General features: G+C 43.0%; 28 protein-coding genes. 2 read left to right on the top strand and 26 right to left on the bottom strand.

What is annotated here, in order from left to right:
• Positions 1-8: 8 nt before the first annotated feature.
• From menC to ACTWQL_RS16775, 15 genes are all read right to left on the bottom strand, one after another.
• Positions 9-1,142, bottom strand: coding sequence for an o-succinylbenzoate synthase (gene menC, locus ACTWQL_RS16845; protein ID WP_443143592.1), 1,134 nt, complete (start codon positions 1,140-1,142; stop codon positions 9-11).
• A gap of 40 nt (positions 1,143-1,182) precedes the next feature.
• Positions 1,183-2,043, bottom strand: a complete 861-nt coding sequence (locus ACTWQL_RS16840; RefSeq protein ID WP_443143591.1) for a MurR/RpiR family transcriptional regulator — start codon at positions 2,041-2,043, stop codon at positions 1,183-1,185.
• Between the two features lie 27 nt (positions 2,044-2,070).
• Entirely contained in the window at positions 2,071-3,561 is a 1,491-nt protein-coding gene (panF, locus tag ACTWQL_RS16835; protein ID WP_443143590.1) for a sodium/pantothenate symporter, read from the bottom strand.
• Entirely contained in the window at positions 3,558-3,842 is a 285-nt protein-coding gene (locus tag ACTWQL_RS16830; protein ID WP_443143589.1) for a YhdT family protein, read from the bottom strand. Before ACTWQL_RS16830 ends, panF begins: the two co-directional genes overlap by 4 nt.
• Before the next feature lie 28 nt (positions 3,843-3,870).
• Entirely contained in the window at positions 3,871-5,373 is a 1,503-nt protein-coding gene (locus ACTWQL_RS16825; protein WP_443143588.1) for a M81 family metallopeptidase, read from the bottom strand.
• A 452-nt stretch (positions 5,374-5,825) separates the two neighbouring features.
• Positions 5,826-6,383, bottom strand: coding sequence for a hypothetical protein (locus ACTWQL_RS16820; RefSeq protein ID WP_443143587.1), 558 nt, complete (start codon positions 6,381-6,383; stop codon positions 5,826-5,828).
• 8 nt (positions 6,384-6,391) lie between these two features.
• Positions 6,392-7,102 carry a hypothetical protein gene (locus ACTWQL_RS16815; RefSeq protein WP_443143586.1) on the bottom strand — a complete coding sequence of 237 codons (711 nt, stop codon included), beginning with the start codon at positions 7,100-7,102 and terminating at the stop codon, positions 6,392-6,394.
• A gap of 379 nt (positions 7,103-7,481) precedes the next feature.
• Positions 7,482-8,351: a glycine betaine ABC transporter substrate-binding protein gene (locus ACTWQL_RS16810; protein ID WP_443143585.1), complete on the bottom strand. Its 870-nt coding sequence runs from the start codon at positions 8,349-8,351 to the stop codon at positions 7,482-7,484.
• Between the two features lie 17 nt (positions 8,352-8,368).
• Entirely contained in the window at positions 8,369-9,199 is an 831-nt protein-coding gene (locus ACTWQL_RS16805) for an ABC transporter permease (RefSeq protein ID WP_443143584.1), read from the bottom strand.
• Positions 9,196-10,395 carry a quaternary amine ABC transporter ATP-binding protein gene (locus ACTWQL_RS16800; protein ID WP_443143583.1) on the bottom strand — a complete coding sequence of 400 codons (1,200 nt, stop codon included), beginning with the start codon at positions 10,393-10,395 and terminating at the stop codon, positions 9,196-9,198. The genes ACTWQL_RS16805 and ACTWQL_RS16800 overlap by 4 nt, the downstream gene beginning before the upstream one ends.
• A gap of 37 nt (positions 10,396-10,432) precedes the next feature.
• The gene (locus ACTWQL_RS16795; RefSeq protein ID WP_443143582.1) at positions 10,433-10,903 is read right to left on the bottom strand and encodes a thioesterase family protein; all 471 of its coding nucleotides are present in this window, start codon (positions 10,901-10,903) and stop codon (positions 10,433-10,435) included.
• Positions 10,904-10,918: 15 nt separating this feature from the next.
• Positions 10,919-11,866, bottom strand: a complete 948-nt coding sequence (locus ACTWQL_RS16790) for an L-carnitine dehydrogenase (RefSeq protein ID WP_443143581.1) — start codon at positions 11,864-11,866, stop codon at positions 10,919-10,921.
• Positions 11,867-11,868: 2 nt separating this feature from the next.
• A complete protein-coding gene (locus ACTWQL_RS16785) occupies positions 11,869-12,762 on the bottom strand; it encodes a 3-keto-5-aminohexanoate cleavage protein (protein WP_443143580.1) in 894 nt (297 codons plus the stop codon).
• 458 nt (positions 12,763-13,220) lie between these two features.
• On the bottom strand, positions 13,221-13,757 hold the full coding sequence (locus tag ACTWQL_RS16780) for a TetR/AcrR family transcriptional regulator (RefSeq protein WP_443143579.1): 537 nt from the start codon (positions 13,755-13,757) through the stop codon (positions 13,221-13,223).
• A 204-nt stretch (positions 13,758-13,961) separates the two neighbouring features.
• Entirely contained in the window at positions 13,962-14,438 is a 477-nt protein-coding gene (locus tag ACTWQL_RS16775) for an SRPBCC family protein (RefSeq protein WP_443143578.1), read from the bottom strand.
• Between the two features lie 291 nt (positions 14,439-14,729).
• Here ACTWQL_RS16775 and ACTWQL_RS16770 point away from each other — a divergent pair, with 291 nt between their 5' ends.
• Positions 14,730-17,075, top strand: coding sequence for an alkaline phosphatase D family protein (locus ACTWQL_RS16770; RefSeq protein ID WP_443143577.1), 2,346 nt, complete (start codon positions 14,730-14,732; stop codon positions 17,073-17,075).
• A gap of 209 nt (positions 17,076-17,284) precedes the next feature.
• Here ACTWQL_RS16770 and ACTWQL_RS16765 read toward each other — a convergent pair whose 3' ends face one another.
• The 3 genes from ACTWQL_RS16765 to ACTWQL_RS16755 form a co-directional block, all read right to left on the bottom strand.
• A complete protein-coding gene (locus ACTWQL_RS16765) occupies positions 17,285-17,539 on the bottom strand; it encodes an alpha/beta fold hydrolase (protein ID WP_443143576.1) in 255 nt (84 codons plus the stop codon).
• Between the two features lie 237 nt (positions 17,540-17,776).
• A complete protein-coding gene (locus ACTWQL_RS16760) occupies positions 17,777-17,905 on the bottom strand; it encodes an alpha/beta fold hydrolase (RefSeq protein WP_443143575.1) in 129 nt (42 codons plus the stop codon).
• A gap of 13 nt (positions 17,906-17,918) precedes the next feature.
• Positions 17,919-18,395, bottom strand: a complete 477-nt coding sequence (locus tag ACTWQL_RS16755; RefSeq protein ID WP_443143574.1) for a DinB family protein — start codon at positions 18,393-18,395, stop codon at positions 17,919-17,921.
• Between the two features lie 142 nt (positions 18,396-18,537).
• On the opposite strand from ACTWQL_RS16755, the gene ACTWQL_RS16750 reads away from it, so the two are divergent.
• On the top strand, positions 18,538-19,440 hold the full coding sequence (locus ACTWQL_RS16750; RefSeq protein ID WP_443143573.1) for a LysR family transcriptional regulator: 903 nt from the start codon (positions 18,538-18,540) through the stop codon (positions 19,438-19,440).
• A 71-nt stretch (positions 19,441-19,511) separates the two neighbouring features.
• Here the strand turns inward: ACTWQL_RS16750 and ACTWQL_RS16745 are convergent, their stop codons facing one another.
• The 8 genes from ACTWQL_RS16745 to ACTWQL_RS16710 form a co-directional block, all read right to left on the bottom strand.
• The gene (locus ACTWQL_RS16745; RefSeq protein WP_443143572.1) at positions 19,512-20,444 is read right to left on the bottom strand and encodes a bifunctional helix-turn-helix transcriptional regulator/GNAT family N-acetyltransferase; all 933 of its coding nucleotides are present in this window, start codon (positions 20,442-20,444) and stop codon (positions 19,512-19,514) included.
• 256 nt (positions 20,445-20,700) lie between these two features.
• Positions 20,701-21,201, bottom strand: coding sequence for a VOC family protein (locus tag ACTWQL_RS16740; protein WP_443143571.1), 501 nt, complete (start codon positions 21,199-21,201; stop codon positions 20,701-20,703).
• Positions 21,202-21,280: 79 nt separating this feature from the next.
• Positions 21,281-21,631: a DUF2200 domain-containing protein gene (locus ACTWQL_RS16735; protein WP_443143570.1), complete on the bottom strand. Its 351-nt coding sequence runs from the start codon at positions 21,629-21,631 to the stop codon at positions 21,281-21,283.
• A gap of 58 nt (positions 21,632-21,689) precedes the next feature.
• Positions 21,690-22,472, bottom strand: coding sequence for a creatininase family protein (locus tag ACTWQL_RS16730; RefSeq protein WP_443143569.1), 783 nt, complete (start codon positions 22,470-22,472; stop codon positions 21,690-21,692).
• Between the two features lie 186 nt (positions 22,473-22,658).
• A complete protein-coding gene (locus ACTWQL_RS16725; RefSeq protein WP_443143568.1) occupies positions 22,659-23,477 on the bottom strand; it encodes an alpha/beta fold hydrolase in 819 nt (272 codons plus the stop codon).
• 177 nt (positions 23,478-23,654) lie between these two features.
• Entirely contained in the window at positions 23,655-24,050 is a 396-nt protein-coding gene (locus ACTWQL_RS16720; protein WP_443143567.1) for a VOC family protein, read from the bottom strand.
• Positions 24,051-24,251: 201 nt separating this feature from the next.
• Positions 24,252-24,620, bottom strand: coding sequence for an iron chaperone (locus ACTWQL_RS16715; protein WP_443143566.1), 369 nt, complete (start codon positions 24,618-24,620; stop codon positions 24,252-24,254).
• Positions 24,621-24,701: 81 nt separating this feature from the next.
• Complete coding sequence (locus tag ACTWQL_RS16710) at positions 24,702-25,157, bottom strand: DinB family protein (protein WP_443143640.1); 456 nt, start codon at positions 25,155-25,157, stop codon at positions 24,702-24,704.
• Between the last annotated feature and the right edge of the window lie 109 nt (positions 25,158-25,266).

The following is a 25,266-nucleotide window of genomic DNA, read 5'->3' as shown; positions in this document are numbered from 1 at the left end:
TTATTGGATTAAGATTGCAACACGTGGTCATTCTTGATGACCGATTCTTCAACAAGGTATTCTCGCAACGCTTCCTCATCAACCTGATAGCCGATTCCGCTAGATTCAGGTACAGACAGCTTTCCTGGTTCTGTAAACGTGACTTCGGGTTTGATGATATCCCGCTCCCAATAACGGTTCGATTCTGACGTATCCCCAGGGATCGTAAAGTTGGAAAGAGATGTAAGCGCGATGTTATGTGCTCTGCCGATTCCCGCTTCAAGCATGCCTCCGCACCAGACCGGAATCCCGTTCTGCTTACAGATATCATGGATTTTAATTGCCTGTGTCAATCCGCCGACACGGCCTACTTTGATGTTGATGATCTTGCAGCTCCCTAGTTCGATCGCTTTCCGAGCATCCTCGGCCGAATGGATGCTTTCATCGAGGCAGATCGGTGTCTGGAGCTGCTTTTGTAAGGTGGCATGTTCAATGATGTCGTCATGGGCGAGCGGCTGTTCAATCATTATCAGCCCATACTGATCCAGTTCCTTCAACAGCTCGATATCATCCAGTGTATAGGCGGAGTTCGCATCCGCCATCAACGGGACACCCATTCCGAATCGGTTTCGGATTGCTTTGATGAGCTCGACATCGAAACCTGGTTTGATCTTTACTTTGATTTTCTTATAGCCGTCCGCCATGAATTTCTCGACCTTAGCCAGTACATCCTCAATGGAGGGTTCGATTCCGATGCTGACGCCGACTTCAATTTCATCCTTTTTGCCGCCGAGGGCCCTGGCAAGTGGAATCCCTTCTTGCTTGCTGTATAAATCCCAGACGGCTCCTTCGAGCACAGCCTTTGCCATATTGTTGCGCCGGATCGGGCTGAAAAACTCATCGACTTCTTCAGGATGGTCGATCTCCTTTTTTGAAAACAGTCGGGGAATCAGAAATTCCTTCAGCATGTACGAAACGGTTCCAGTCGTTTCTTCGTTATAGACCGGATATGGCAGTGATGTACTTTCGGCATAGCCTGTCAGGTCGCCGCAATGGACACCGACTACGTGGAAATCCTTGAACAACAATCGGCCGAAACTGGTTTCAAATGGGTTTTTCAAAGGCATTTTAAGTCTATATAAACTGATTTGATCGATTATCATAGTCTGTTTCCTTTCCTATCAGTAATAACTTTTCCGGTGATCATTTCTTATGAAAAGGGAAAAATTCCTGGCTGACCTGTTCATACTCATTGATCCGCCTCCCGACATCCTTCCATTCAGAAGAAGCGACGCCGCTTACCAGCACATTCAATACCGAGAATATAGGGGTCATACCATTCAGAGCCGCTGGAGAAGGGGTATCCACCTTGATCAACCAATCGCTCAGAACCCCGACAGGTGAGAGTGGATCATCAGTGATCGTCAACACCTTCGCCCCCTTCTTTTTCGCAGCACTTACAAAAGAAACGGTTTCCTGTATATATCGCGGGAATGAAAACGCGATCACCAGACAGTCCTCATCCATCTCAGTAAGCATATAGATGGCGTCATCGATTTCTCCCTTGTAAAGGGAGGTATCCCCTTTTACGATGTTCAAACTGAAATGCAGCCAGGTGGCAGGGGCGTAGGAGCTCCTCAATCCGACGATGAAACGCTTCTTGGACTGGAGGATAACATCGATGATTTTTCGATACATTTCTTCACTTAGATTACTGAATGTCTTTTCAATCGAAGCGATATCCTGGTTCATGATGTGATGGATGAGGTTGTCCTTCGCACTCAGCTCCCCGGTCGATTCCCGATACTTTTCCAGGGGATCGTCACGATTCTTCTCAATCAAAAACGTGTTCACTTGCTTCTGCAGTTCACTGAAACCCGAAAACCCCAGCGTATAACAAAGACGGATCACAGTCGTTTCGCTCGTTTCCGTATTTGCACCGATCTCCTTCGCGGTCAGGGTGGCAACCTTATAGGGATGATCGATCATATATTTTGCGACGAGCTTTTGTCTGTTCGTCAATGTATTGAATTTCTCTCTTATCGTTTCATTGATGTGATCCATCTAAAACCTTTCCTTTCCATTACACGCTTATCCAATCGATCTCTTTTCTTCCAATTGCACAGTCTCAGCTCCCCAGAACTTCTGTATGATTTCTTCTGATGGTTTCGGCGTTAAATAGCTGACGATGATCATCAACAGGAAGGATAATCCCATTGCGGTGGCAATCGTGTGCATTCCGAATGGATTCGGGAAGTATTGGGCGATGATCAGATAGGAAATCAACCCTGAATACATGGAGACGATCGCTCCCCAGGTCGACGCCCGTTTCCAATAGAGGCCCAAAATGATCGGTGCGAAGAAGGTAGCCTCAAGACCCCCGATCGCATATAATACGATCAATTGCAGGTATTCTGGCGGCGTCAAGGAGATCAATACGACCGCAATCCCGATCGCCAAAGTCGTGAAATAGGAGATCTTCGAAACTTTACGATCACTTGCGTTTGGATTGATATAGTTCAGATAAAGGTCTTTTACGATGGTCGAACTTGTGACGAGAAGCATCGAGTCGACCGTAGACATGATGGCAGCAAGTGGTGCAGCCAATATAAGGCCGGCAACCCATCCAGGCATGATATCAAGGATCAGAAATGGCAACGCAAGATCTGCCACCTCGAGATTTGGATATAAAACCCTGACCAATGGACCGATCGTCACGAAGCCGAACGTCAAAACCCCCATGATGATTCCGCTCAGGATGATTCCTTGATGCATCGACTTTGAATCTTTATAGGTCATGCCACGGACGGAAGCATGAGGCAGACCGATCGCAGCAATCCCGAACATGAGGAAGTAGGAAAAGAACATACTTGGTGTCAGGTCGGCACCGCCTGGCAATGTCATCATTTCAGGATGGGTATTGGCCAGTTGTTCATTCAATACCGCAAAGCCGTCCGTCTTGATCATGAATACGACCCATAGGATGATTCCGCCAAGCATCATTACGATTCCCTGGATCGCATCTGTCATCGCAACTGCCCGGAAGCCTCCGTATGTTGTATAGATGACGACTGCAAGACCGAAAATCAACAATCCGGCTTGATATGGAAGGCCGGTGATCGACTCCAGGATCCGTGCGCCGCCTGCAAATTGGGCGACCATATAGGCACTGATGAAGATGATGATCCCGAGAGCGCTACCTATGACGATGGTATGGCTTTGATACCTTTCTTTCAGGATGTCGATGAGTGTGATCGAGTTCAATTTCCGGGCGACGATCGCAAACTTTTTCCCGAGGATCCCCAGGATATAGACTCCCATCGCAAGCTGTGTCAGGCCGACGAGCACCCAACTGTATCCCATTTGATAGGCTAGACCTGGTGATCCGATGAATGTGCCTGCACTGGCAGCGGATGCCAGCATCGTAAAAGCCAGGACTACAGGACCAAGACTTCTTCCGCCGATAAAAAATTCCTCCTGGAAGCTGGACTTCCTTTGCTTCAGGAATTTATGGAAGTATCCTCCAATCAAAAACGTGACCACTAGATAAAGGAGGATCGGTATGAGGACATCCCATTTCATTTATTTTCTCCCCCTTCTCCTGCTTCAAGGGACATATCCCTGAAAAACAATTTGACCATGAAATAAGCACCGATGATGAGCAGGAACCAGCCTACGATCCCTCCATAGAAGAACCAATCAGGAAAGCCCATCACGATCTTGACTTCAGATACCGGTTTGTTATAACCAATCCATAATGAGATGCCGCCCGTTACAAGGAGATTGAAAATGAAGAATAGAACGGTCACCCACATTTCCTTCGTGCATTGACGGAATCGACGATCTTCCTTGAAGTTTACCAACTTCGTAACCTCCCTTTCTTTTTAAAAGCTATACATTTTCACCGGTTAGTGTCTTAGCTTGTACGACCTCTTCTTCACGGTCTAATGGAAAGATCGGCCTTTTCAATCGTTTATAGTCGAAGGATGTAAAGTCGATTGTCGATAATCCCGGTGAATCGACGGTGATGATCTTATCCGCAATTGGCTCGAAGGCCGCCCTGAAGTGCTGGCTGGATTTCAATGCGACGATTTTATACTCATTGACGTCGATTCCATGCAATTTGAAAATTTGTTCATCAAGCACCTGGGATTTCACGGAACAAACGATGACATCGACCCCATTTACGACCAATCGGGCAGACTTCCCGAGATTGACCTTCGTCCCCTGCCACATCGGCGAGCTTTGATTGAATTGGCCGTCTGATAGGCATTTTACATAGGCGTGGAGCTTCAAAGGCTGTCCATGCAGATTGTCTGTCTTCCCACCCAATTCAATATCGATGTATCGGCCGGCACCGATTTCGTGGGCTTTCTCTGCAACCTCAGGGTCAAAGATATAACCGAAGCAGGCTTTTTCCAGATTTGATTCGATCATGGCCTCAAGAAGATAGGTCCCATCCCCCGGCGTTCCTCCCCCAGGATTATCAGAGGTCTCGTTAATGACGATCGGAGCTCCAGATTCCGCAAGAGCATGCTTGATCCCATCCTTTGGAGAAATAGGTTCAGGAATGAATTCTTTGCGGTGCTCCCATAATTTCTTTGCCGTTTGAGCGGATAATTCTTTCGCTAGTTCAGGGTCATCATTGGTCGTCGTGATGATGGACACACCGACATCAGGAATATCGGTATATGGAAATCCATGAAAGAAGGTACAGTCGATGACGGATGGAAGCTTTTCTGCTTCCCAGCAGTATTCATTGATCGTTTTGGCTGGAGGCAGGTTCGTTGTCGAGGTTGGGATCATCATCGGCAGCTTCGTCAGATGGGAAGTCGGCCTCACTTCGCCATTTACGATTTGGCAAGCGACATCTACAGCCTCGATTCCACGTTCATACGAATCGGTATGTGGATAAAAGTTCACCCCTAACAGGACGTCCGAATGGTCGACCATCTTTTGGGTGAGATTGCCGTGGAGATCCAATGTGACGACAAGCGGGATCTCGTCTCCGATTTCAGTACGGATCATTTCCATCAGCTCGCCTTCAAGGTCATCAACGCCATCCACCGTTCCCGCTCCATGCATAGCGAAACAGACAGCATCATAATCACTGTACTCCCGGATCGCCTGAACCAGTTCTTTTTTAATGCTCTGGAAAGCTTCTTGCATGATCAAGCCTGATGGATAGGTGAACGCCGAAAAGGTCGGCAGAATCTCGATTTCCAACTCTTCTGCACGATCGACGATCCCGCCCAGATAATCCCTTACCTTCCTGTGCTTCTTGACGATTTCTTCCTTATGATCCCATTCCCATAGCTTAAAGAGCTCTTTTGTCGTTTGGACATTCGCAAAGGTATTGGTCTCATGTGAAACTTGCCCGGTTAAAATTCTCATAAAATTCCCTCCTGGTTATGAATTGGTCCATTATTGAGAAAGATTCCAACATACCAACAAAAATGAAGCATTTATTTTTGAGAGATTCATAGATGATAAGAATTAGCAAAAGACAGGGCAAATGATGAGTGAATGACTGTGAGTAGATGGACTGATGAACAGTAGAGAGTAATACACTTCGTGGTGTTAAATTATTTTGAAGTAGAAAATGAAGTTCAAACTTTATTTTTTAATGAGATTGAAGTTTAAATTTCTTCACATTATAATCACATAAACGAAAGATGTCAATAGATTTTAAATTTTTTGTCAATTAAAGATATATAAAAAAAAGGCTTTCTCTCAGGATAGCCTTTTTTATATATTATTTATTTACAAGTCACAAAGTATATGGAACAGAAATCGCCTACGAAGCTATGCACGGGAACGTAGTACGATATTCTGTTCCTGTATTTCTATTGAATATCCAACATTCCTTTCAATTCCCCCTCATAGTGATGGTCACCTACCTGGATGTCGATCGTTTGTTTACCTGTGAATGGATTTACCTCATCCATTTTGATAAGTACTGGTACAGTTTCCGAGTTTTTCAGTTTCGCTGTTCCTGTAAAACTTGCCCAGCCTTCATAGGTTTGAAGCAATCCGATGTCCCTGCTCTTGATGTATAGTCCATTCTTTTTATCGATCAGGCGGAAAGTCCCTTTTGGCTTTGAATCATGTTTTCCTTGTTCAACCTTAATATGAACAAACGGGTCTTTTCTTTCTTCGGTCTGATCAATTTTACCAACCACTTTCACTTGTTGCTCCTCATTCAAACTCATTGGCCGGCTTGGCATATCCCCGCTTCTTTTCAAAGCTTGTCCAACCTGGTTCCCTGTCAATTCCCTGTCTCTCAATGCAAACTGGCCATTCACCAGTACATGTTCGATTCCCTCTGCATATTGCTTCGGATCATCAAAGTCGGCTTTGTCGATAACTGTTTCTTCATCAAAAACGGTGATGTCCGCAACCATTCCTTCCGCTATAAATCCACGATCACCATTCCAATGATGTTCGCTGGCAAACCTGTCATTTTCATGACCGCTTCCTCCAGTGATAATAAACCGTCTTCCCGCACAAGTTTCCCGAGCACTCTTGGCTGGGTCCCGTATCGCCTTGGGTGTGTACTATCTGATTCCGTCGCACCTCCGTCGGAAGCGATAGCAGTCGTCGGATTTTTTAAGATGCGTTCAAAATCTTCCTGGTGCCCGAAGAAATAGATTGTCCTTAAATTCCCATCATCTTCAAGGATCTGCATGGTTGCCTCTCCTGGTGAAACGCTTCGTTCGTCCGCAATGTCCTGTAGGGTTTTTCGTTCGGTAGGAAAATAGACGTCATTTGCATCCTGGACGCGGCTCCTGATGATTTCATGGATTTCCTCTTCAATTTGCGGTCTTAATTCGGGATCAGCGAACCTTTCAAGCATTGCTTCTCGGCCACCATTTTGCACCCATGGCGGTACAATGGCGGTCAATCCCGTCTGGCTCGCTAGATAAGGGTATTGGTCTGCTGCAGCAAACGTCCCCCTTTCGTTGGCTTCTTGAATCAATCGGATCGTCTCTTCGGATTTCCCCCAGTTATTCGGTCCCATCACCTTCATATGAGTGACAACCGGAACTAAACCTGCCTTTGCACTCGACTGGTCAACATGTGGAACACCTGCCAGTAAGATTCCTAGAAGCAATGCCACCATTAACAAAACGGTTACGCTTTTTTTCTTAATGAATACACTGAATTGCCTCCTTAGAAATTCGATTTGCACAGGTTTTCAAGATTACCTCCTTTTTGTGCCCGTTCTTTAGAGTTTATTTTATCGCAGAAAAATACATATTTCGCACTATTCTGAAAAAATGAGCGTATATATCCAATTAAAGAAACAATTTGAGACCCAGTGATACCAGACAAACAGACCTTTTCAGCAAATTTGCACTAATCATTTTGTAAGACTCTTGATTGAACGTGTTGATGAATTCTCTATGGAAAGGAGTGAGTTCGAAGTGATGAAGACACTATAATTAACCTAAAAAAACAGCGTCTGACCGATGCCAGACGCTGCTTTCTCGTTAAGATCCTTATTCACCCTTCATTTTTTTTACTTTATCCGGGTTATTCTCAATCCACTCACGGGCTACCTTCTCTGGGTCTTTCCCGTTCTCTTCAATCTCTACAATCATTTTTTCTACTTCATCAATCGAGATGTTCCAGTTGCTTAGGAATTCATACGCTTCCGGTGCTTTTTCTTTAAGATCTTTATTTGTAATGACGTGCACAGAAGATGCCCCGAAGAATCCTTGATCATTCTCTAACACTTTCAAGTCATACTTATTGAACATCGTATGGGGACGCCAGCCGTAAAAGACAACAGTTTTTTCTTGGGACATTAGCCGAGCAGCTTCCGCGATCATACCGCCTTCGGATGAATTGACTTGTTTCATGTCCAGATCATACGCTTTGATGATTTCGTCCGATTCTTTTGTTGCACTTGCCCCTTCTTCAATCCCTAGCATTTCGTTATTAAACTCGGCTTCTTTTCCTTTTAAATCGGAAATTTTATTGACATCTTTCATATAGGTTGGAACCACCCAGCCCGTCTTCGCCTCTGGATAACTGACAGCTGTATCTTCTACACTGCCTTTGAATTTATGCAGGTGAACCTGGTGCATAGGAAGCCATGCGTCCATGAACACATCCACATCACCACGGGATAGTCCCATGAAAACACCACCGACATCCGTTTTCGTTTCTTCTACTTTATATCCCATGTCCTCTAAAATAAGCACAGCGATTTTCGTCGGAGGAACAGTACTTGTCCATGGCGTAACACCAAATGTAATGGTTTCATCTTTACTTGCTTCACCACTGCCTTTTTCGTCTGAAGAGCAGCCGGCAATCAGGGCTGCTAGTGACATGATCATCAATCCTGTAAATATAATTTTTTTCATATAGATCCTCTCCTTTATTATACTTTTCTACCTAATCCTTGTGTGATTCGATCAAGAACGATTGCTAATACCACGATTCCTAAACCTCCAGTCAAGCCAAGACCGACATTAACGGTCGAAATACCCGACAGCACCGTTGAGCCAAGACCAGGCGCACCGATCATCGACGCAATGACGGCCATGGAAAGAGCTAACATGATCGTTTGATTGACTCCAGCCATGATCGTTGGCACAGCCATCGGAAGCTGTACTTTAAAGAGCAGTTGTCTCGGTGTTGACCCAAAAGCTCGTGAAGCTTCGACCACATCGGCTGGCACTTGCTTGATTCCTAGAGTCGTCATCCGAACAGCAGGTGGTGTAGCGAAGACAAAGGTCGCAATGACTGCTGGTACGCCACCAAGACCGAATAACAGGATAGCCGGTATTAAATAGACAAAGCTTGGCAACGTTTGCATAAAGTCAAGGATCGGACGAACAATTTTGTCGACAATTCCATTCGTTGCACTCAGAATTCCAACAGGCACTCCGACGACAATGGACAGAATCGTAGATACAATGACGACAGCTACTGTTTGCATTGCACCGTCCCAAAGATTGACAGATCCTAAATAGATACAGCCGATAAGGGTAAACAAAGCCACGCCTTTACCTGCAAACCTCCATGATAGCAGGATGAAGATCAGCGTGATGACTTCTGGAGGTATGACTAACAGCAAATCGGTCACGCCTGAAATGAATGCGTCCAAACCATTACTGATTTGATTGAAAAAATCACCCATGACTGGAAGCAGCCATTCATTTACAAAAGCATTGGTCCACTCTTCCAAAGGCAGATAGAAATAGTTCATGATGCTTCCACCTCCTCTTTTTCTTTACCTAATACAAGCCCTGATAAAATCGATACCCTTGAAATAATACCGATCAGCTTACCTTCCTCTTCTACAACAATCGGATACTTCGTTTCAGCCGCTATTCCGAGTAAATCATTAAGGGGGGTATGTTTAGACGTCGAATGGACGTTCTCGACTAAAACGTGATCAAGTGGAATATCGTTCTTATAGGCTTCTATCGCATCATCAATCGTCAACAGCCCTTTGAAATTATCCTCTTTATCAACAACAAAGATGCTTGATGCTCCTGCTTCTTCCATCTTCCGGACAGCCATTCTTGGACCATCTTTATACGTTGTCAGCACTTCTGGCTTTTTCATGACCTGATGCGCTTCGAGCACTTTTGATCGATCGACGTCTTTCACAAAATTCGAGACATACTCATCCGCTGGGTTTTCTAATATTTCCTCTGAAGTCCCGATCTGGACAATGCGGCCATCCTTCATGATCGCGACCCGATCTCCCAGCTTCAAAGCTTCATCGAGGTCGTGGGTAATAAATAGGATGGTTTTCCCCATTTTCTTCTGTAGGTTCAGCAATTCATCTTGCATCTCTTTACGGATAAGAGGATCAAGGGCACTGAATGCTTCGTCCATCAATAAAATATCGGTATCATTCGCGAGTGCGCGAGCTAAACCTACTCGCTGCTGCATCCCACCACTAAGCTGATCAGGCCGGCTGTTCTCATACCCTTTCAGTCCGACGTCCTCAATCGATTTCATGGCCTTCTGTTCTCTTTCTTCTTTCTGCATTCCTTGAATTTCCAACCCGTATCCCACATTGGCAAGTACCGTACGATGAGGAAACAGTCCGAATTTTTGAAAGACCATCCCTAGTTTCTTACGGCGTGTTTCAATCAAGGTAGCTTGCGACATTTTTGTAATGTCTTCTCCATCAATGTAAACCTCACCCGCCGTCGGTTCGATAAGACGATTCACCAAGCGGATCAATGTGGATTTCCCGCTTCCTGAAAGCCCCATGATGACAAAGAATTCACCTGGTTGAACAGCAAAGGAAGCCTGGTTGACTCCTACGGTCATACCCGTATCTGTTAAAATTTGATCTTTCTTTTCTCCGTTTTCTAAACGCTTCAATCCCTGCTTAGGCTTGGATCCGAAAATCTTCGTCAGATTGTTGACTTCAATCTTATTCATCTACTCAGTCTCCTTTCTCGTTGCGAATGAGGGATGGTTAACGTTTGATCCCTATTTGACGACCTGCTTGTATGGGTTTTTCTAATGAATGGTGGGCTTTTCGTAATTCAGCCACCTTTTGAGCGATCGGTTCAGGAAAATGAGCCGGTCTGCCTTTTTCCGTATCGATCCCCATCAACATTTGCTCGCTAGTCGCCACGATTTGATCATTTTTATTTTTCATGACAAAAAAAGGATGAATCCGCTTGGCGTCAGCATCTAGTAATTGGACGGACACGTAGATTTCTTCATTCTCATGCGCCTCTTTCAAATAACAAAGATGGGTTTCCAGCGTGAAAATCGTATATCGATGCCTCTCACGGGCTTTTTCATGTAAACCGATGTATGCCATGAAATGGTCAACAGCATGGCTGAAGACAGCCGCATAGGCTGCATCATTCATATGACCGTTGTAATCCACCCACTCTTTGTGCACATGATCCTCGTAGATAAAAGCTGGTTCTGACATTTTCATCCCTCCTTTTTAACTGTTTGCAAGACTCCTAGATTCAGGCCAATACTCGTCAACTAAATCAAGCAGTTTTACAAGAAATTCATTCCGTTTACGCTCAAGATCGGCTACCGATTCTTCACCTGCATAACGTTCACAGCCTTCGATGACTCGTTCTTTCAATTCCTCTGTCAGTTCCGGTGCTTCTAATTTTGTCCAGGGCAGCTTAAGTGCTGGGCCAAATTGTTCGAGCATATGGCGCATGCCTTGTTCTCCGCCAGCTAAATGAAAGGTAAGGAATGGTCCCATTTGCGCCCACCGTAATCCAGCTCCGTAAATGATCGCTGTATCGACTTCCTCTGTGGTAGCTACTCCATCATTCACGAGGTGAAGGGCTTCACGCCAGAGAGCTTCCATCAGACGATCCGCTACATGACCATCGATTTCTTTATGAATCACTAGCGGTTTCATGGATACACGTTCAAAAAATATGCAAGCCTTCTGGATGACAGAGTCGTCGGTAGCCTTTCCACCTACCACTTCTACAAGTGGTAGTAAAAAGACTGGATTGAACGGATGGGCGACAATAAACCGCTCAGGGTGCTGCAAACCAGCCTGTAACCTGCTCGGAATGATGCCTGAAGTACTGGAAGCAATGATTGCTTCTGGCTTTGCATGCTGATCGATCGTCTCCAGTACAGTTTTCTTTAATTCTTCACGTTCAGGCACGTTTTCTTGTATATAGTCGGCATGAGCGACCGCTTCCTTGATCGTAGGCATGAAATGCAGTCGGTCCTGGGAAGCTCCTTCCACAAGTCCTTTCTCCTCTAATGACCTCCATGCATGGGAAACCGCCTGGCTTGTACGATTTTCCGCTCCTTCTGCCGGGTCAAAGGCAACGACATCATATCCTTGAGCTAAGAAGCGGGCGATCCAGCCATTCCCGATGACGCCGGTTCCAATTACGGCAATGTTTTGCATCGTTACGCACCCCCTGTATGAGGGGAGCGAAGGCTGAATTGCTCACGTGCTTCTTGCGGCGTCACCGGTTCCAGCCCTTGACTGTGCAACAGCGTGACTGCTTTTTCAACAAGCTGGTCATTTCTCGCCATAACCCCTTTTTTCAAATAAAGATTATCTTCCAGACCTACACGGACATTTCCACCGAGCATTGCTGCTTGGGCAGCCATCGGCATCTGCATTCGCCCGATTCCAAAGGCTGACCAATGCGCATGATCCGGCAATCGATTTTTCATATAGAGCATCGTCTCAGTGTCCGCTTCCGCTCCCCATGGAATACCTAAGCAAAATTGAAACATCGGATCGCCATCGATCAGACCTTCTTGGATCAATTGTTTCGCAAAACGAATATGACCAGTATCGAAGCATTCAAGCTCAGGCTTCACGCCGCTTTCCTGGATAAACTTTGCTTGTTGACGCAGCCAATCTGTCGGACTTAAATAAATCATATTGCCGAAGTTTGTACTACCGCAGTCCAGTGTACACATTTCTGGAAGCAGTTCTCCTACTGGTTGATGACGTTCGGCTGGAGTCTGCATATCTGTTCCGTCTCCACCAGCTGCAGGGGTTGCAAGACTAGGGATAAAATCGCCTCCGCCGCCTGACGTAATATTAATGACCACATCTGTCTCGGATTCACGTATACGATCAACAATTTCACGATAATGGTCGATATTGTGGCTGATCCCGCCAGTTTTCGGGTCACGGGCATGTATATGGGCAACAGTAGCACCTGCTTTAGCCGAAGCAATAGCTGATTCAGCAATCTCCTGAGGTGTAACTGGAACATGCGGATTCTTATCAGTGGTATCTCCTGCTCCTGTAACCGCTGCAGTTAACAACACTTTTTGTTTCATCTCATTTCCTCCTTTAGTGGTTCTTTTCTCCATAATTTCACTTTACCATCCGGACGGTTTGTTAATCCAATACAAACTGTACCATCCAGACGGTATTGTTTCAAGGGGCTGACTTAAATTATCTGAGGAAAATGACCTATTCGTTTGTTCTAAATCGAGGCTCGAAGCCTACTCGCCGTTACAGGGAACAACTTCATGAATAACCACACCAAAAGACTAACAAAAGATCTACAGTAAAACATAAAGAAAACTTGGCTTTGCCAAGCCACTGGCATAGGTTGAGCCTTAGTTGCTAGAAAAATATAAATATTTTCTTTAAATAAATAAAAAACTCCACCCATTGGATGGAGAGTTCTATTCTTATTGGTTACATTTAAAGAAAATATAAAATACTTTCTTCAATATAAGGGCAACAAAGGCTCAGCCTACGCCAAAGGCTTGGCTTTGCCAAGTTTTCTTTATTCTTCAGTCCATGCTTTTAACGTTCTGTAAACCTCATCTTTTTTCTCTTCCTCTATTTGATAAATATCAAAGAGTTCGGAAAGCCAAATTCCATCGATCGCTAGTCGGATGATCGTCGCTTTAACTGGATCCAGTCCATCATTTTCAATCTCATGCTGCCAATTGGCATAAGCTTCCCGAATCGGTTGTAATAAATCCGAATTGACTGCTTTTGCTGCCAACAGTCCGGCGTTCATATCTTTATTTTCATAGCTTTGGTTAAAGGTTACATCTAAAAAAGAACGTGTCCATCTGCCATTCGACCCTTGATCCATTTCGGCGTTATGACGAATTTTTTCTTGATAATTTCGGGCCAAATGCTCCACCATTCCCTGAACTAAAGCTTCTTTACTAGGATAATGATAAAGCAATCCGCCTTTGCTGATCCCAGCTTCCTTGGCTGCTGCTTCTAACGTTAAATTAAAAATACCTTGTTCACTGACAACTTTGGACGCAGCATGAAGAATTTCAACTTTTTTAGAATACCTTCCCATGTTTGATCTCCCCTACTATTAAAGTCAACATCACAACTATACTATCCAGACGGTATAGTTTGCAACTCATTTTTTCATTTCCCATACAACATTTTCGATTCGTTTTACTTTATCGGGAACAGAAAGTGCCGCTGAAGTAAGATCATGGGTTATTAATTTTTAAAACAGGATGTAATTTACCGTTAGGAAATCAATCCGTTCAAGTTATTCCTTTCCAAAGGTTTCCCCATACGACGCACGCAATTCCTCTGCATTGTCCGGCCATTCAATCGCATTTCCCTGGATGATCTGGCCAAGGACGTCCAGACATCTGTGCCATCCGGTGGCGATATAATGCGCATATGTTGCGTCATCAAACGTATGGATGAAGACCATCCCGACGCCGTTGTCCTCTTCTGTCAAGTTAATCTCAATCAGATCATCCACTTCACGGAAACTGAATGTATGAGGGTTCTCTAACTCGGTGATGACAGCCTCATATTTGGATCCTTCACCATCATCAAACTGGATTTTACCGCCAACTTTAAGATCCATCTCCCCTGTCGCAAACGGATACCATTTGACGAACTTATCAGCATCCGTAATGACGTGGAACACCTCTTCAGCCGTGTAAGGAAAGACACGATCAAACCGCAAGGCATGACGTCCATCTTTTTTATGTAACGTACCATATTCATTCATGATTTGGTCCTCCTTTTATTTCGATAACGCACTCAACAATCCGATTCGTCAATATTTTTTCTGCATTCATCCATATGTAGCACTTCTCTGTCAACAACCGTTTTCCTTTTTAGAACCTTTTGTATGTTAATCAAATCATTCGCGAAATCAAACAAGGCATTTCAACAATTTTATCTACAAAAACCGACAATCTTTATCACACATTAAAAGAAAATACATATCCACTTCACAATCTTCTCTTAGAATAGATAACGCCCGTGGAAACTAAATAATGTATAGGAGAGGATTCTATTGGATTTCGAGAAATGGTCGAATGATTTAAAATCGAAGAAAATGGATCGAAAACGTTTTCTTGAAAGTACTGGGAAGTTTGCTGTGGCAACCATGGCAAGTCTTTCAATTCCATCTATTTTAGTAAAACCTGAAGATGTTGATGCAGCCCCGACATTCACTGATCATCCATTTAAACTTGGTGTTGCCTCAGGTGACCCACTTCCAGATAGTGTTGTGTTATGGACAAGAATTGCACCAAATCCTCTTGCAGGTGATGGGAAAGGTGGAATGGGAAAAAGTTACGTCTCTGTTCGCTGGGAAATTGCCGAAGATGAAAGTTTTGAAAATATTGTTCAAAGCGGTTCTGAAGTTACAGGACCTGAGCTTGGACATTCTATTCATGCAGAAGTATTTGGTCTGAAACCAGATACAGTGTACTATTATCGATTTAAAGTGGGCAAAGAGATCAGTCCGGTCGGTAAAACGAAGACAGCCCCCAAAAATGACGCCAATGTAGATCGTCTATCGTTTGCAATTGCCTCTTGTCAGGCATGGGCCGGTGGTCGGTATGCTGCTTACAACAATATGATAAATGAGGACCTCGATTTCGTCCTCCACCTTGGTGATTACATATATGAAAAAGGTGATACAGAAAACCTCAGTGATTACCGACTTCTTCATGCAAAATACAAAACATCACCAGATTTGCAGGCTGCACATTCAAAATTCCCATTCATCGTTACATTTGATGACCATGAAATTGATAATGACTGGTCTGATGATATTTCTGATCCAAATTATCCAGACGGTGAACAGGAGCGGTTCCTTGCCGTACGTGCGGCAGGTTTTCAAGCCTATTATGAACACATGCCATTAAGACGTAGATCAAAGCCGAACGGTCCCGATATGCTTCTTTATCGTAAGTTTACCTTTGGAAATCTAGCGGAATTCAGTGTTTTGGACACGCGACAATATCGAGATAATCAAGTAGGAAGCGGATTCCCTGGCGGACCGCTCGACCCTGAAGCATCTAACCCCAACCGGACCATCATGGGATCTGAGCAAGAAAAATGGCTCATCAAAAATCTAGAACATTCAAAATCAAAATGGAATGTCATCGCTCAACAAACCATGATGGCTCAATATGACTATGACACAGGAGATGGAATTAGTGTCAATCATGATCAATGGGATGGTTACAGCGCTGATCGAGACTTTCTTTTCGATTTCATTAAGAAGAATAATCCATCCAATCCAATTGTAGTCAGTGGTGATTGGCACTCGAGCTGGGTAAATGATTTGAAGGAAGATTTCAACAACCCTCAATCGGCGACATTAGGGACTGAGTTCGTCGGGACATCGATCAGCTCTGGTTGTGGATGGAAAGATCAAATAGAAGCAGCGCTTTCCGTAAATCCCCATGTCAAATTTTTCGATGGAGATTACCGTGGATACGTACGCTTCAAAGTGACACATGAATCATGGCAGTCAGATTATCGAGTCGTGTCTTCGGCAAATAATCCTGATGCTGTCGCAGTTACACTTGGTTCATTTGTTGTGAATAACGGGAAGGCTGGCGCTCAGCGAATTGGAGGAATCGATATTACCGGCATTGAGACACGTACCATGTTTGCTGGACAATCAAACCCAGTTTCAGTATCTCTAAGCAATGGTACGAACAAAAAAGTGAAAGTAAATGTAAACATTCCAGTTCCTAATGGATGGAAGAGTAAAAGCGTGGAAACGACCCTTGAACCTGCATCCTCCGCTACGGTTGAAGTGATGGTAACACCACCTGACTCAATACCAGCTACTGAAAATTTGAAAGTAGAAGTGAAGACGGATCCAAGTAATATTACCGTGTTTGGACCGCCGCGAGATGTTCAAGTGGTCTCCGCACCATCCGGTGACAAGGCTCTGATCGCATTGGACGGAGGTGGTGCGTCGCCCCCACTCTTTTCCTCTTACGAAAGATTGACTCCAGAAGATACATGGGAGGCTACAAAGGGTTATGGATGGGTTGGAGGTGCACCATTCTCCAGAGATAGAGGTACACTTGATGCGTTACAGCGTGATTTGATTGCCTCGCGCGAAGAACGGAACACGTTTAGATTGTTCATACCAGCTGGAATTCATAACGTTTACTTCCTGACGGGGGATTCAGTGTATGGATCGCCAAACACCATCATCCATTCAAATGATCAATTATTAGCCGAAACTGAGAGGGAGCTATCACCAGGTGAATTCAAGTGGCTGAGCTTTGAACTTGATGGAGGAACTGAAGGAAAGGAATTCGATCTCCAACTCAGCAGTGAACTTGGAGATGGTGCGTGGCGTCTCGTTTCACTTGTGGTAATGCCATAGTATATTATTAAGTAATAGAGGTATACCTAAATTGGAACTGTTTCTGATAACTTGGAAAAAAAGATTGATCAAAACTGTCTCAACAATATTCAAATCGAGTGGTTTGAAAGAAAAACACATGTGATTTTTAATAAAAAATCGCATGTGTTTCCTTTTGTTAATCGTCTATTTCTTCCTAATGAATCAATTGATGCTCTATCGCCTATTTTTCAAGCATTTGTTCGAGGCTTTGTTGCTGTTTCTGCCGAATAAATAAATGACAGAAGATCTTTTGTGAGGCGTTCTGCATGAGTGATGTATAAGCCATGTGGAGCGTTTTTGTACACGATAAACTCGTTGTTCGGTATGAGCTGTGCTGATTTATCCCCAGTCATCTTAATAGGCATGGACTGATCGCTGTCACCGTGAATGATTAACGCAGGAACATCGATTTTACGCATTTCATCTCGAAAATCAGTCTCCATTACCGTTTCATAACAATCGAGGACAGCTTAAAACGAAGTGTGGAGCATATCCCACCTGGTCCATTCTCCGATTTGCGGTGTCACGTTACACCCAGGAAGCCCCGCTCCAAAGTATGGTGCTTCAGCTTCCGAGAGCCATCGGGGAAAATCTCTTTTCCATGCATCTCGCATCGATTCAACAAAGCTTCTGTCCATGCCCTCGCCTATCATACGCGATGCAACGAAACCCTTCATCGTTCATTCGACCATTTGATATTCCCACATCCGAGAACTTATCGCCCAGCTTGAAATGAAAACGATCGGTTTACCGTTGCCCCAATCCTTATAGAATAGCCTCCTATGATCTTCGGTTTCAAAGAATGGCATTAGACATGCCTCCCTACACCTTTTGATATTGAAGTACTTTTAATAAACTTGAAATCGAAGAAAAGTGCATCGATTCATGGACAGTTGCAAAGTTGAACACCTCTCCAAATGTTTCAAGTTTCAGCGGACCGAGATCTATCGGTGGATCCATTTGTTTGTCGAATACGCTTGGGTCAATATCAGAATAACTGGAAAGCTGCCTTGTTAAATTTTGAAGAAGCTCTTCTTTCGTCGGAGGGATGTCACTCCAATCATCTGGCTGTGTTCCTGGTTTGAATAATTGTGCGTAGTGATCTGGAAGTCTTGAATCAATGGATAGACCTAATGAAAGAAAGTACTCATTGACAAAGGCGATATGTCCAACATTCCATCGAATTGTATTATTGAATGGGTCGGGTTGGACATCGAACAACTCCTCGGGAATCGATTGAACCTGTTGAATAACCATTTGGCGGACTGATGTAGCCATACTCAATAATGCATTAGACATAGTGAAACCTCCATTCTTTTTTCGAAAAATTCAAACAACTGATACAACACAAGTATATCTAGCCCCCAGAAGTTTATCAATGCAGTGTTTCTTATCATTATGATAAGTTATAATTATGAAAAGATTTGGAAGGGGCGTTAACATGGAATTAAGGCAGTTGGAATACTTCATGGTCATCTGTGAGGAGCTTCATTTTTCAAGAGCAGCAGAGAAAATCATGGTTTCACAACCTAACCTGAGCCAGCAGATCAAGTTACTGGAAAGTGAGTTCGGTGTCCCCCTCTTTAATCGCATCGGGAAACGGATTACGATTACAGAAGCGGGTGAACGATTATATGAACAGAGCAAGCACATTTTTTCTCATATCAAACAAGCTCATGAAAGTATTTCGGAATTGAAGGAATTGAAGGGAGGCTCTCTTACCATCGGAGTCTTGCCTGGTGATGCCGATCTTATGTTCAATTCGTTGCTTTTTGATTTTCATAGTACCTACCCGAATGTTTCCTTATCCCTGGTTGAAACAAGCAAAGTCACGGACCAGGTCATTGACGGTAAAATCGATATTGGTGTAACGACATCCCCCAATCCTGATGAACGGATTATCCAAATTCCCCTTTTCCATGAGGAGTTCTCCTTAGCTATCTCGAAAGAAATGACACTTGCAAAGAAAAAGTCAATACAACTTGCTGATTTGCAAGAGATGAAAACCGTTTTGTTCCCTAGTGATCATCAGTGCCGCCAATTAATTGATCATCATTGTCAAGAAATGGGGTTTCGAATACAACCGAAAATTGAAACCACAACCTTATCATCATTGATCACGATGGTTAAAAAGGGAATTGGTGTAACCATTCTGCCAAAACTCCTGCTAGAAAATCTTCAGAATAAGAACATTCAACTCATAAAAATAACGAACCCTACACCAAGCCAGGATATTTGTCTCATCTATCGGACTGATAAATACTTAGGATTTGCAGCAAAAACATTTATACAAATCGTCCAAGACTATATTGAAGGTGCAAAGAAAAATGAGCGTAATTCTTAAACCTTTATCTCCAAATTTGTCCGAAACAGAAATGGACTGAGGTTCAGCTTGCGGCTTAAGACGTGGGAGTGTCAATTTGTGGCTTCACTGTTCAGATCGAGATCCCATCGTTCTTCAATCAACTTCGTCCCCGTCCATTCTTCATTCGGTTTTTCTTCGGTCAATTTGAAATCATATTTTTGGTAAAGGTATCGAGCCGCATCCAACGTACTTACCGTCCAGAGGAATACGTGCTGATAGTGTTTTTCTTTACAGAAGTTGAGCGCTGTCTCCATAAGTTTCTTTCCGATGCCCATTCCTTGATACTTTTCATCTAAGACGAACCATCTTAGCTGTGCTACCATATCACTGGACTTCGTAATGGCAATCGAACCGACCAATTCACCATTCACTTCTGTAATCCATAGCTCTCCTCCATCGGTATCAATCATGAATTCAGTCAAACCCCTCATGACATAGTACTCAAACATTTTACCGAACTTGTAGGTCTCGTCGTACAACCTGCCATGTAGGTGTGCGATATATCCAACATCCCCTGCTTTAAAGGGACGAATGCTCACTCCCGGTTGTTCAGATCTTTCCTTGTATATCGATTCGATCGTATGCATTGATGCAACCAGCTTGGCTAGTTCCGCTTCTGATAAATGTTGGATCATTTTCGAAACACCACGATTGGCATGATCAACCAATTCGTCATAGATTTTTTTGCCATAGTCGGTAAGATAAAGTGAATACTGACGCTTATCCACTGTCGATTGTTTCTTTTCGATGATCTTTTCATCCTCAAAACGTTGGACAATCCGGCTCATATAACCTCGGTCAATCCCAAGGTTTTCTCTCACTTCCGTTGCCGTGCAACCATTCCTGTGATTGATTTCAGTAATCACTCTTGCTTCTGTCAATGGAAATGGTTGATTATAGATTTCCTGATCGATCTTACCTAGAACATTTGCATAATAGCGATTGAACTTACGAATTTTTTCTACATATTGAGTCGATTCCATAGAGATCCCTCCAAGTATTCTGAAAATTCAATTTTAACTCAGTTTACTATTGTTAATTGACTGAATCAACTATTTTAACAAAGTCTAATATAAAAAAGATTGTGCCTATTGAATAAGAAAAGCGCACCCAATTTTATTCGGGTACGCCAACCTTTTATATTTTCGAGGGTTTATTCTTAAAGCTCCTTTTCCACTTAACCCATTCATCTCAATAACTACCAAATTTCAAAAAACATTATTATCCATGACTTACTCTTTAATGCTGTCCCTGCACTTCTTTTAGAACGTTGATATCGATTTTTTTCATTTGTAGCATTTCCTTCATCACTTTTTCGGATATTACCGGATCCGAATGGTTTAATAGCTCTGGCAGGCGCTCAGGGATGATTTGCCAGGATACTCCGAATTTATCCTTCAACCACCCACATTGCTGTGCCGATTCATCTCCTCCCTCAGATAGCTTTTCCCAAAAATGATCAACTTCTTCTTGATTGACGCAGTGGACGATGAAGGAGATTGCTTCATTAAACTTAAACTGCGGTCCCCCGTTCAATGCCACAAAGTTTTGACCTTCCAGTTTGAAATCTACTGTCATGACAGCCCCTTCTGCCATCCCGTGTATTTCTTGCCCGGCATTCATGTAACGGCTGACTTTTATAATTTCTGAATCCTCGAATATTGAAGTATAGAACTGTACCGCTTCTTCCGCTTGATTATCGAACCAAAAGTTTGGCGTGATCTTTTGGATATTCCCCATGATTTTTTTCCTCCTCTTTAAAATTTGCAAACCAAAGAAAAGATAATTGATGATTCCGTCCATTGTTCGTTTTTAATTATTATTTCCGCAAAATCTTCTCCATTGCTTTTCCCTTTGCTAACTCATCGATTTGCTTATCCAAATAGCGAATTTCCTGCATCGTTGGTTCTTCGATATCTTCTACTCGGACGCCGCAGACTACACCTTTGATCAAAGCCCGTGAAGGATTCAATTGGGGAGCTTCCGCAAAGAAGGTCTCAAAGTCTGTCTGTTTTTCCAGTTGTCCTTCTAACTCTTCCTGGCTATATCCTGTCAACCAACGGATGATTTCATCGACTTCTGATTTGGTACGCCCTTTTTTCTCTGCTTTCGAAATATAATGGGGATAGACTCTTGCGACACTCATTGTATAAATCTGATGTTTGGCCATGATACATCCTCCCTTAATTATTAAAGTACTCATTTTGAAATATCATCTAATACAATACCTACCTTCTATATTCGCTACCTAACAACCTAAAATCCTTTTTAACTGCTTTTACGATTTCATCGGATAAAAGATCTAAGAAGTATTCGCCCCATTCTGGTTTTGCTTGTCTCGGATCGCCTAAGATACCGACTTCTGTAAGACCGACAATCCCATTTTCAAAAAGCTTATTTAAAACGTCTTCTGTCATCGGACCGATATATCCAGGTGTTGCTTTATCCATATCTACTTGATCAGGGGCAATATGAAGCATGACAGAGGTTTCCATTGCCCCTCCATGTCCGCAGCTTCCTTCAACTAGTCCAAACTTCTTTTCAAATTGTGTCATAAGCTCCATCAATCCCATTAGAGATAATGCACTGCTAAATTGTATCTCTGGATGTATCTCTTGAAGGTTCTTAACAATCTTCTCATTTTCATTAAAGTTTCCTCCATGCGAGGAGAAAATAATAACCTTTTTGAAGCCGTGTCTTTTGTAGCAGGTGACATAATCTTCAATGATCCCCCGGTATACTTCCGAACGAAGCGTCAAACTTCCCACCATTGGAATATGGTGCTCCGACAGGCCTGGACGAATAACTGGTGCAACAAGTGCATTACCAAGCTTTTCTGCCACAAGAATTCCAGTTGCCTGACCGATTATTGTATCCGTCAGTTCGGATAGGTGATAACCATGCTGCTCAACAGATGCTGTGCAAATAATGACTGTATCCATCCCAGCTTCCATTTTTTCTTTTATAGTTGGCCAGTTCATCTGTTCAAGTAAGTAATCATGAGCTTTCATTTTGATTCCCCCCAATGTTACATAATTTAATCCCTCACATACCTAAAACAGGGAGGATAGATCCCCAGTTCACAGGGATTAGGTACAACATTTAATCCAAGTGTTCTAGCTGTTGGAATGCAACGTCAAGTTATACGGAAGCAACATTCTAGGTTGTCTATGATCATTGTTGTATTCAACGAATTCTTATACCTGAAGAAATTTTAGTATATATGCCAAAAGACGACTTGGGTCATCTTCCTGAACCAAGTGCCCCGCATTTGGAATTGAAACAAATTCTGAAGATTTGATCATGCTATGCAATTTGTGTCCTTTTTCAATGGGAATCCACGTATCTTGTTCACCCCACACAATTAAAACAGGAGTGTTTATTTCATTGTAAAGACACTCAACTTCATCAGTATACTTCTGGCTTGCCTGTGCAATTTGGCGATAGAACGCACTCTGTCCTATTGAACCTAGCCAAGGACTGATGATTCCTTCTAATGTTTCCTGATCCATTGATTTATATTTGGCACCTTGGACGTATGTGGAAACGATCGCTTTGTGAATATATTCAGGAATCCCTTGAAAAGCTGTTTCATATTTATTTACATGTGTGAAAAATGGAGATCCCCAGGGCGCAACAGCTACTGGATCTATAAGTATCATTTTTTCAAATTCTTGTTTTTCCAATAGATGTGTTCTTAACACAGTGGCCCCACCAAAATCATGTCCAATTGCTATAGGATTTTGAAGTTCCCAATAATTGAGAAGTTCAGAAAAGACCTTATTTTGGATACCCAGTGATACATCTCCTTCAGATTTTTCTGACTTTCCATAACCCAAAAGGTCATAATAATAAACCGTAAACCATTGACTAAGGGCAGGAATGATATACCGCCAATTATAGGAGGCCCATGGTGTTCCATGTACAAGAACGATAGGTGGTCCTTCTCCTTTGATATCGTAATTAATCTCTCCAAATGATGAGGAAAAGCTTTTTGTCAGTTCATATTGCTCCATTTTTAACCTCCAATTTTTGTGGATCTCAAGATACCTCCTTGAGTACCCCAAATTCGGTTCTTTGCATTAAAAAATACTCATAATCTCACTATCATAATAAGGTTTCACCATCAGAATTTCATTAAAAAAGAACCCTAGATTTAGGGTTCTTGTAGTTACACTGCACAAAAATACGATCTATTTCGCGTTCTCATCCGGTTGATGGATTCCAAAGATATTTCCTTCTGTATCAATATAGTATCCCTGCCATGCCATTCCAGGCAGAGCATATTTAGGCATTGCAACCTTGCCTCCGTTATTGATAATTTTAGATTCAATAGAATCGTAGTCTTCCACGCCCATTGTACAAGCATAGCCATTCATAGCCTGGTTCATTTCTGGAGGAGCACTTTGCCTCTGCATCAAAGCGCCGTTAATTCCAGGCTCTTTTTCATCGCCAGTTACAGCCCCGAAATAGGGCATTCCAGCATACTCACTCCAATCTTCAAATCTCCATCCAAAAACCTCTCCATAAAAATTCTTAGCCCGTTCCATGTCGTCTACATGAATTTCAAAATGAACTAGTCTTCCCATAATTTCCTCCTAAATTTTAAATTCGATGATGTTATTTTCTAGTATGTATCCATCATTTGTATATTCTCATAAGAAACGATATACTCCTTCTTTGATTTAAGCTTTTGTTATCCTTTTTTGTTGATTTTTGCAAAGTTTACTCCCTTTCCCCGTAAGCGCTTTGCAAAAAAGTGGTTACGTCCACCCACATCACATCATTGATTACCGCCAAAAAGTTGGACACTCTGCCTTATCCTGAATATTAAATTCAATGATTTTCTCCAGCAATTTGTAATTTACCGGCTGATTCCAGCGAATTCGAAACAAGCCTTTTGTAGAGCTGTACCCAGCTTGTTCAATGTCCTCAGAAAAGTTCTTCATGGCTATTTCTTCTGGTGCGAAGCTCATATGATGCTTCGCTGTGTCAATACCGATGATAAATGTACCATGATCGGTAAACATTGGTGTATTCCACTTGATTTCCTGCTTTAATTTTGGGAATTTCTTTGTCACCCAAGCCAAAACTTCTTCCGTTCGGTCCCGATGTTCCGGGTTATCAATATTTGCTACATATTCTGTAAAAGTTTCCATGTTGTTCCCTCCTATAATATCGTTCAGAGAAGTTCGTCCAGGATCTGCCACTACATAATGTTGGTCAGTGATGCTTTTTGTTCAACGATGGGATGGCCAGGATCCTTGCATTTTTCGGATTTGAATAATTTGACCCGTATGATAGGCATCGTGGAGAAAAATGTCCAGCAGCTTCTCTTCAAGTGAATTACGATTAAGCTCTTCATCAGAAGTTTTACTCAGCAACTCTCGCAAACGAAGATGAGCATTCTCGGCACGTTCAACGATTTTGTTCCATTCTTCATCATCGTGGGTTTGTTTGGTGTAATTAAAGGTTTCATCACCATCGAGATTTTGTGTCCACTCACGTCCCGCCAAGTTTGCAGCAAGCCGTTCTTTATAGTACATGAGATGATTGACGTTTTCCCAGATTGATTTTGTCGCCTCTCCAGCTGGTTTCCAAATGGCTTGTTCTGCTGTGATTCCTTCAATTGCATGTTTGAACGGTGCATACCAACTTTCCTTTTCAAAGGTTGAATCTAGTACGTTTACAATCAAGTCCTTTTGAGCCACCATCATGCACTCCTTCTTAATAGAATTTTATAACCATCCCTCTGTCCATTAAATACAGTCACTGGTTCAACAAAAAAAGACATTCTCCTTCTTC

Source organism: Pseudalkalibacillus sp. R45 (assembly GCF_052246725.1).
In the GTDB taxonomy this organism is placed as follows: Bacteria; Bacillota; Bacilli; order Bacillales; family Fictibacillaceae; genus Pseudalkalibacillus.
The sequence above is the reverse complement of the archived record's forward strand: the minus strand, read 5'-3'. Positions and strand labels throughout refer to the sequence as shown.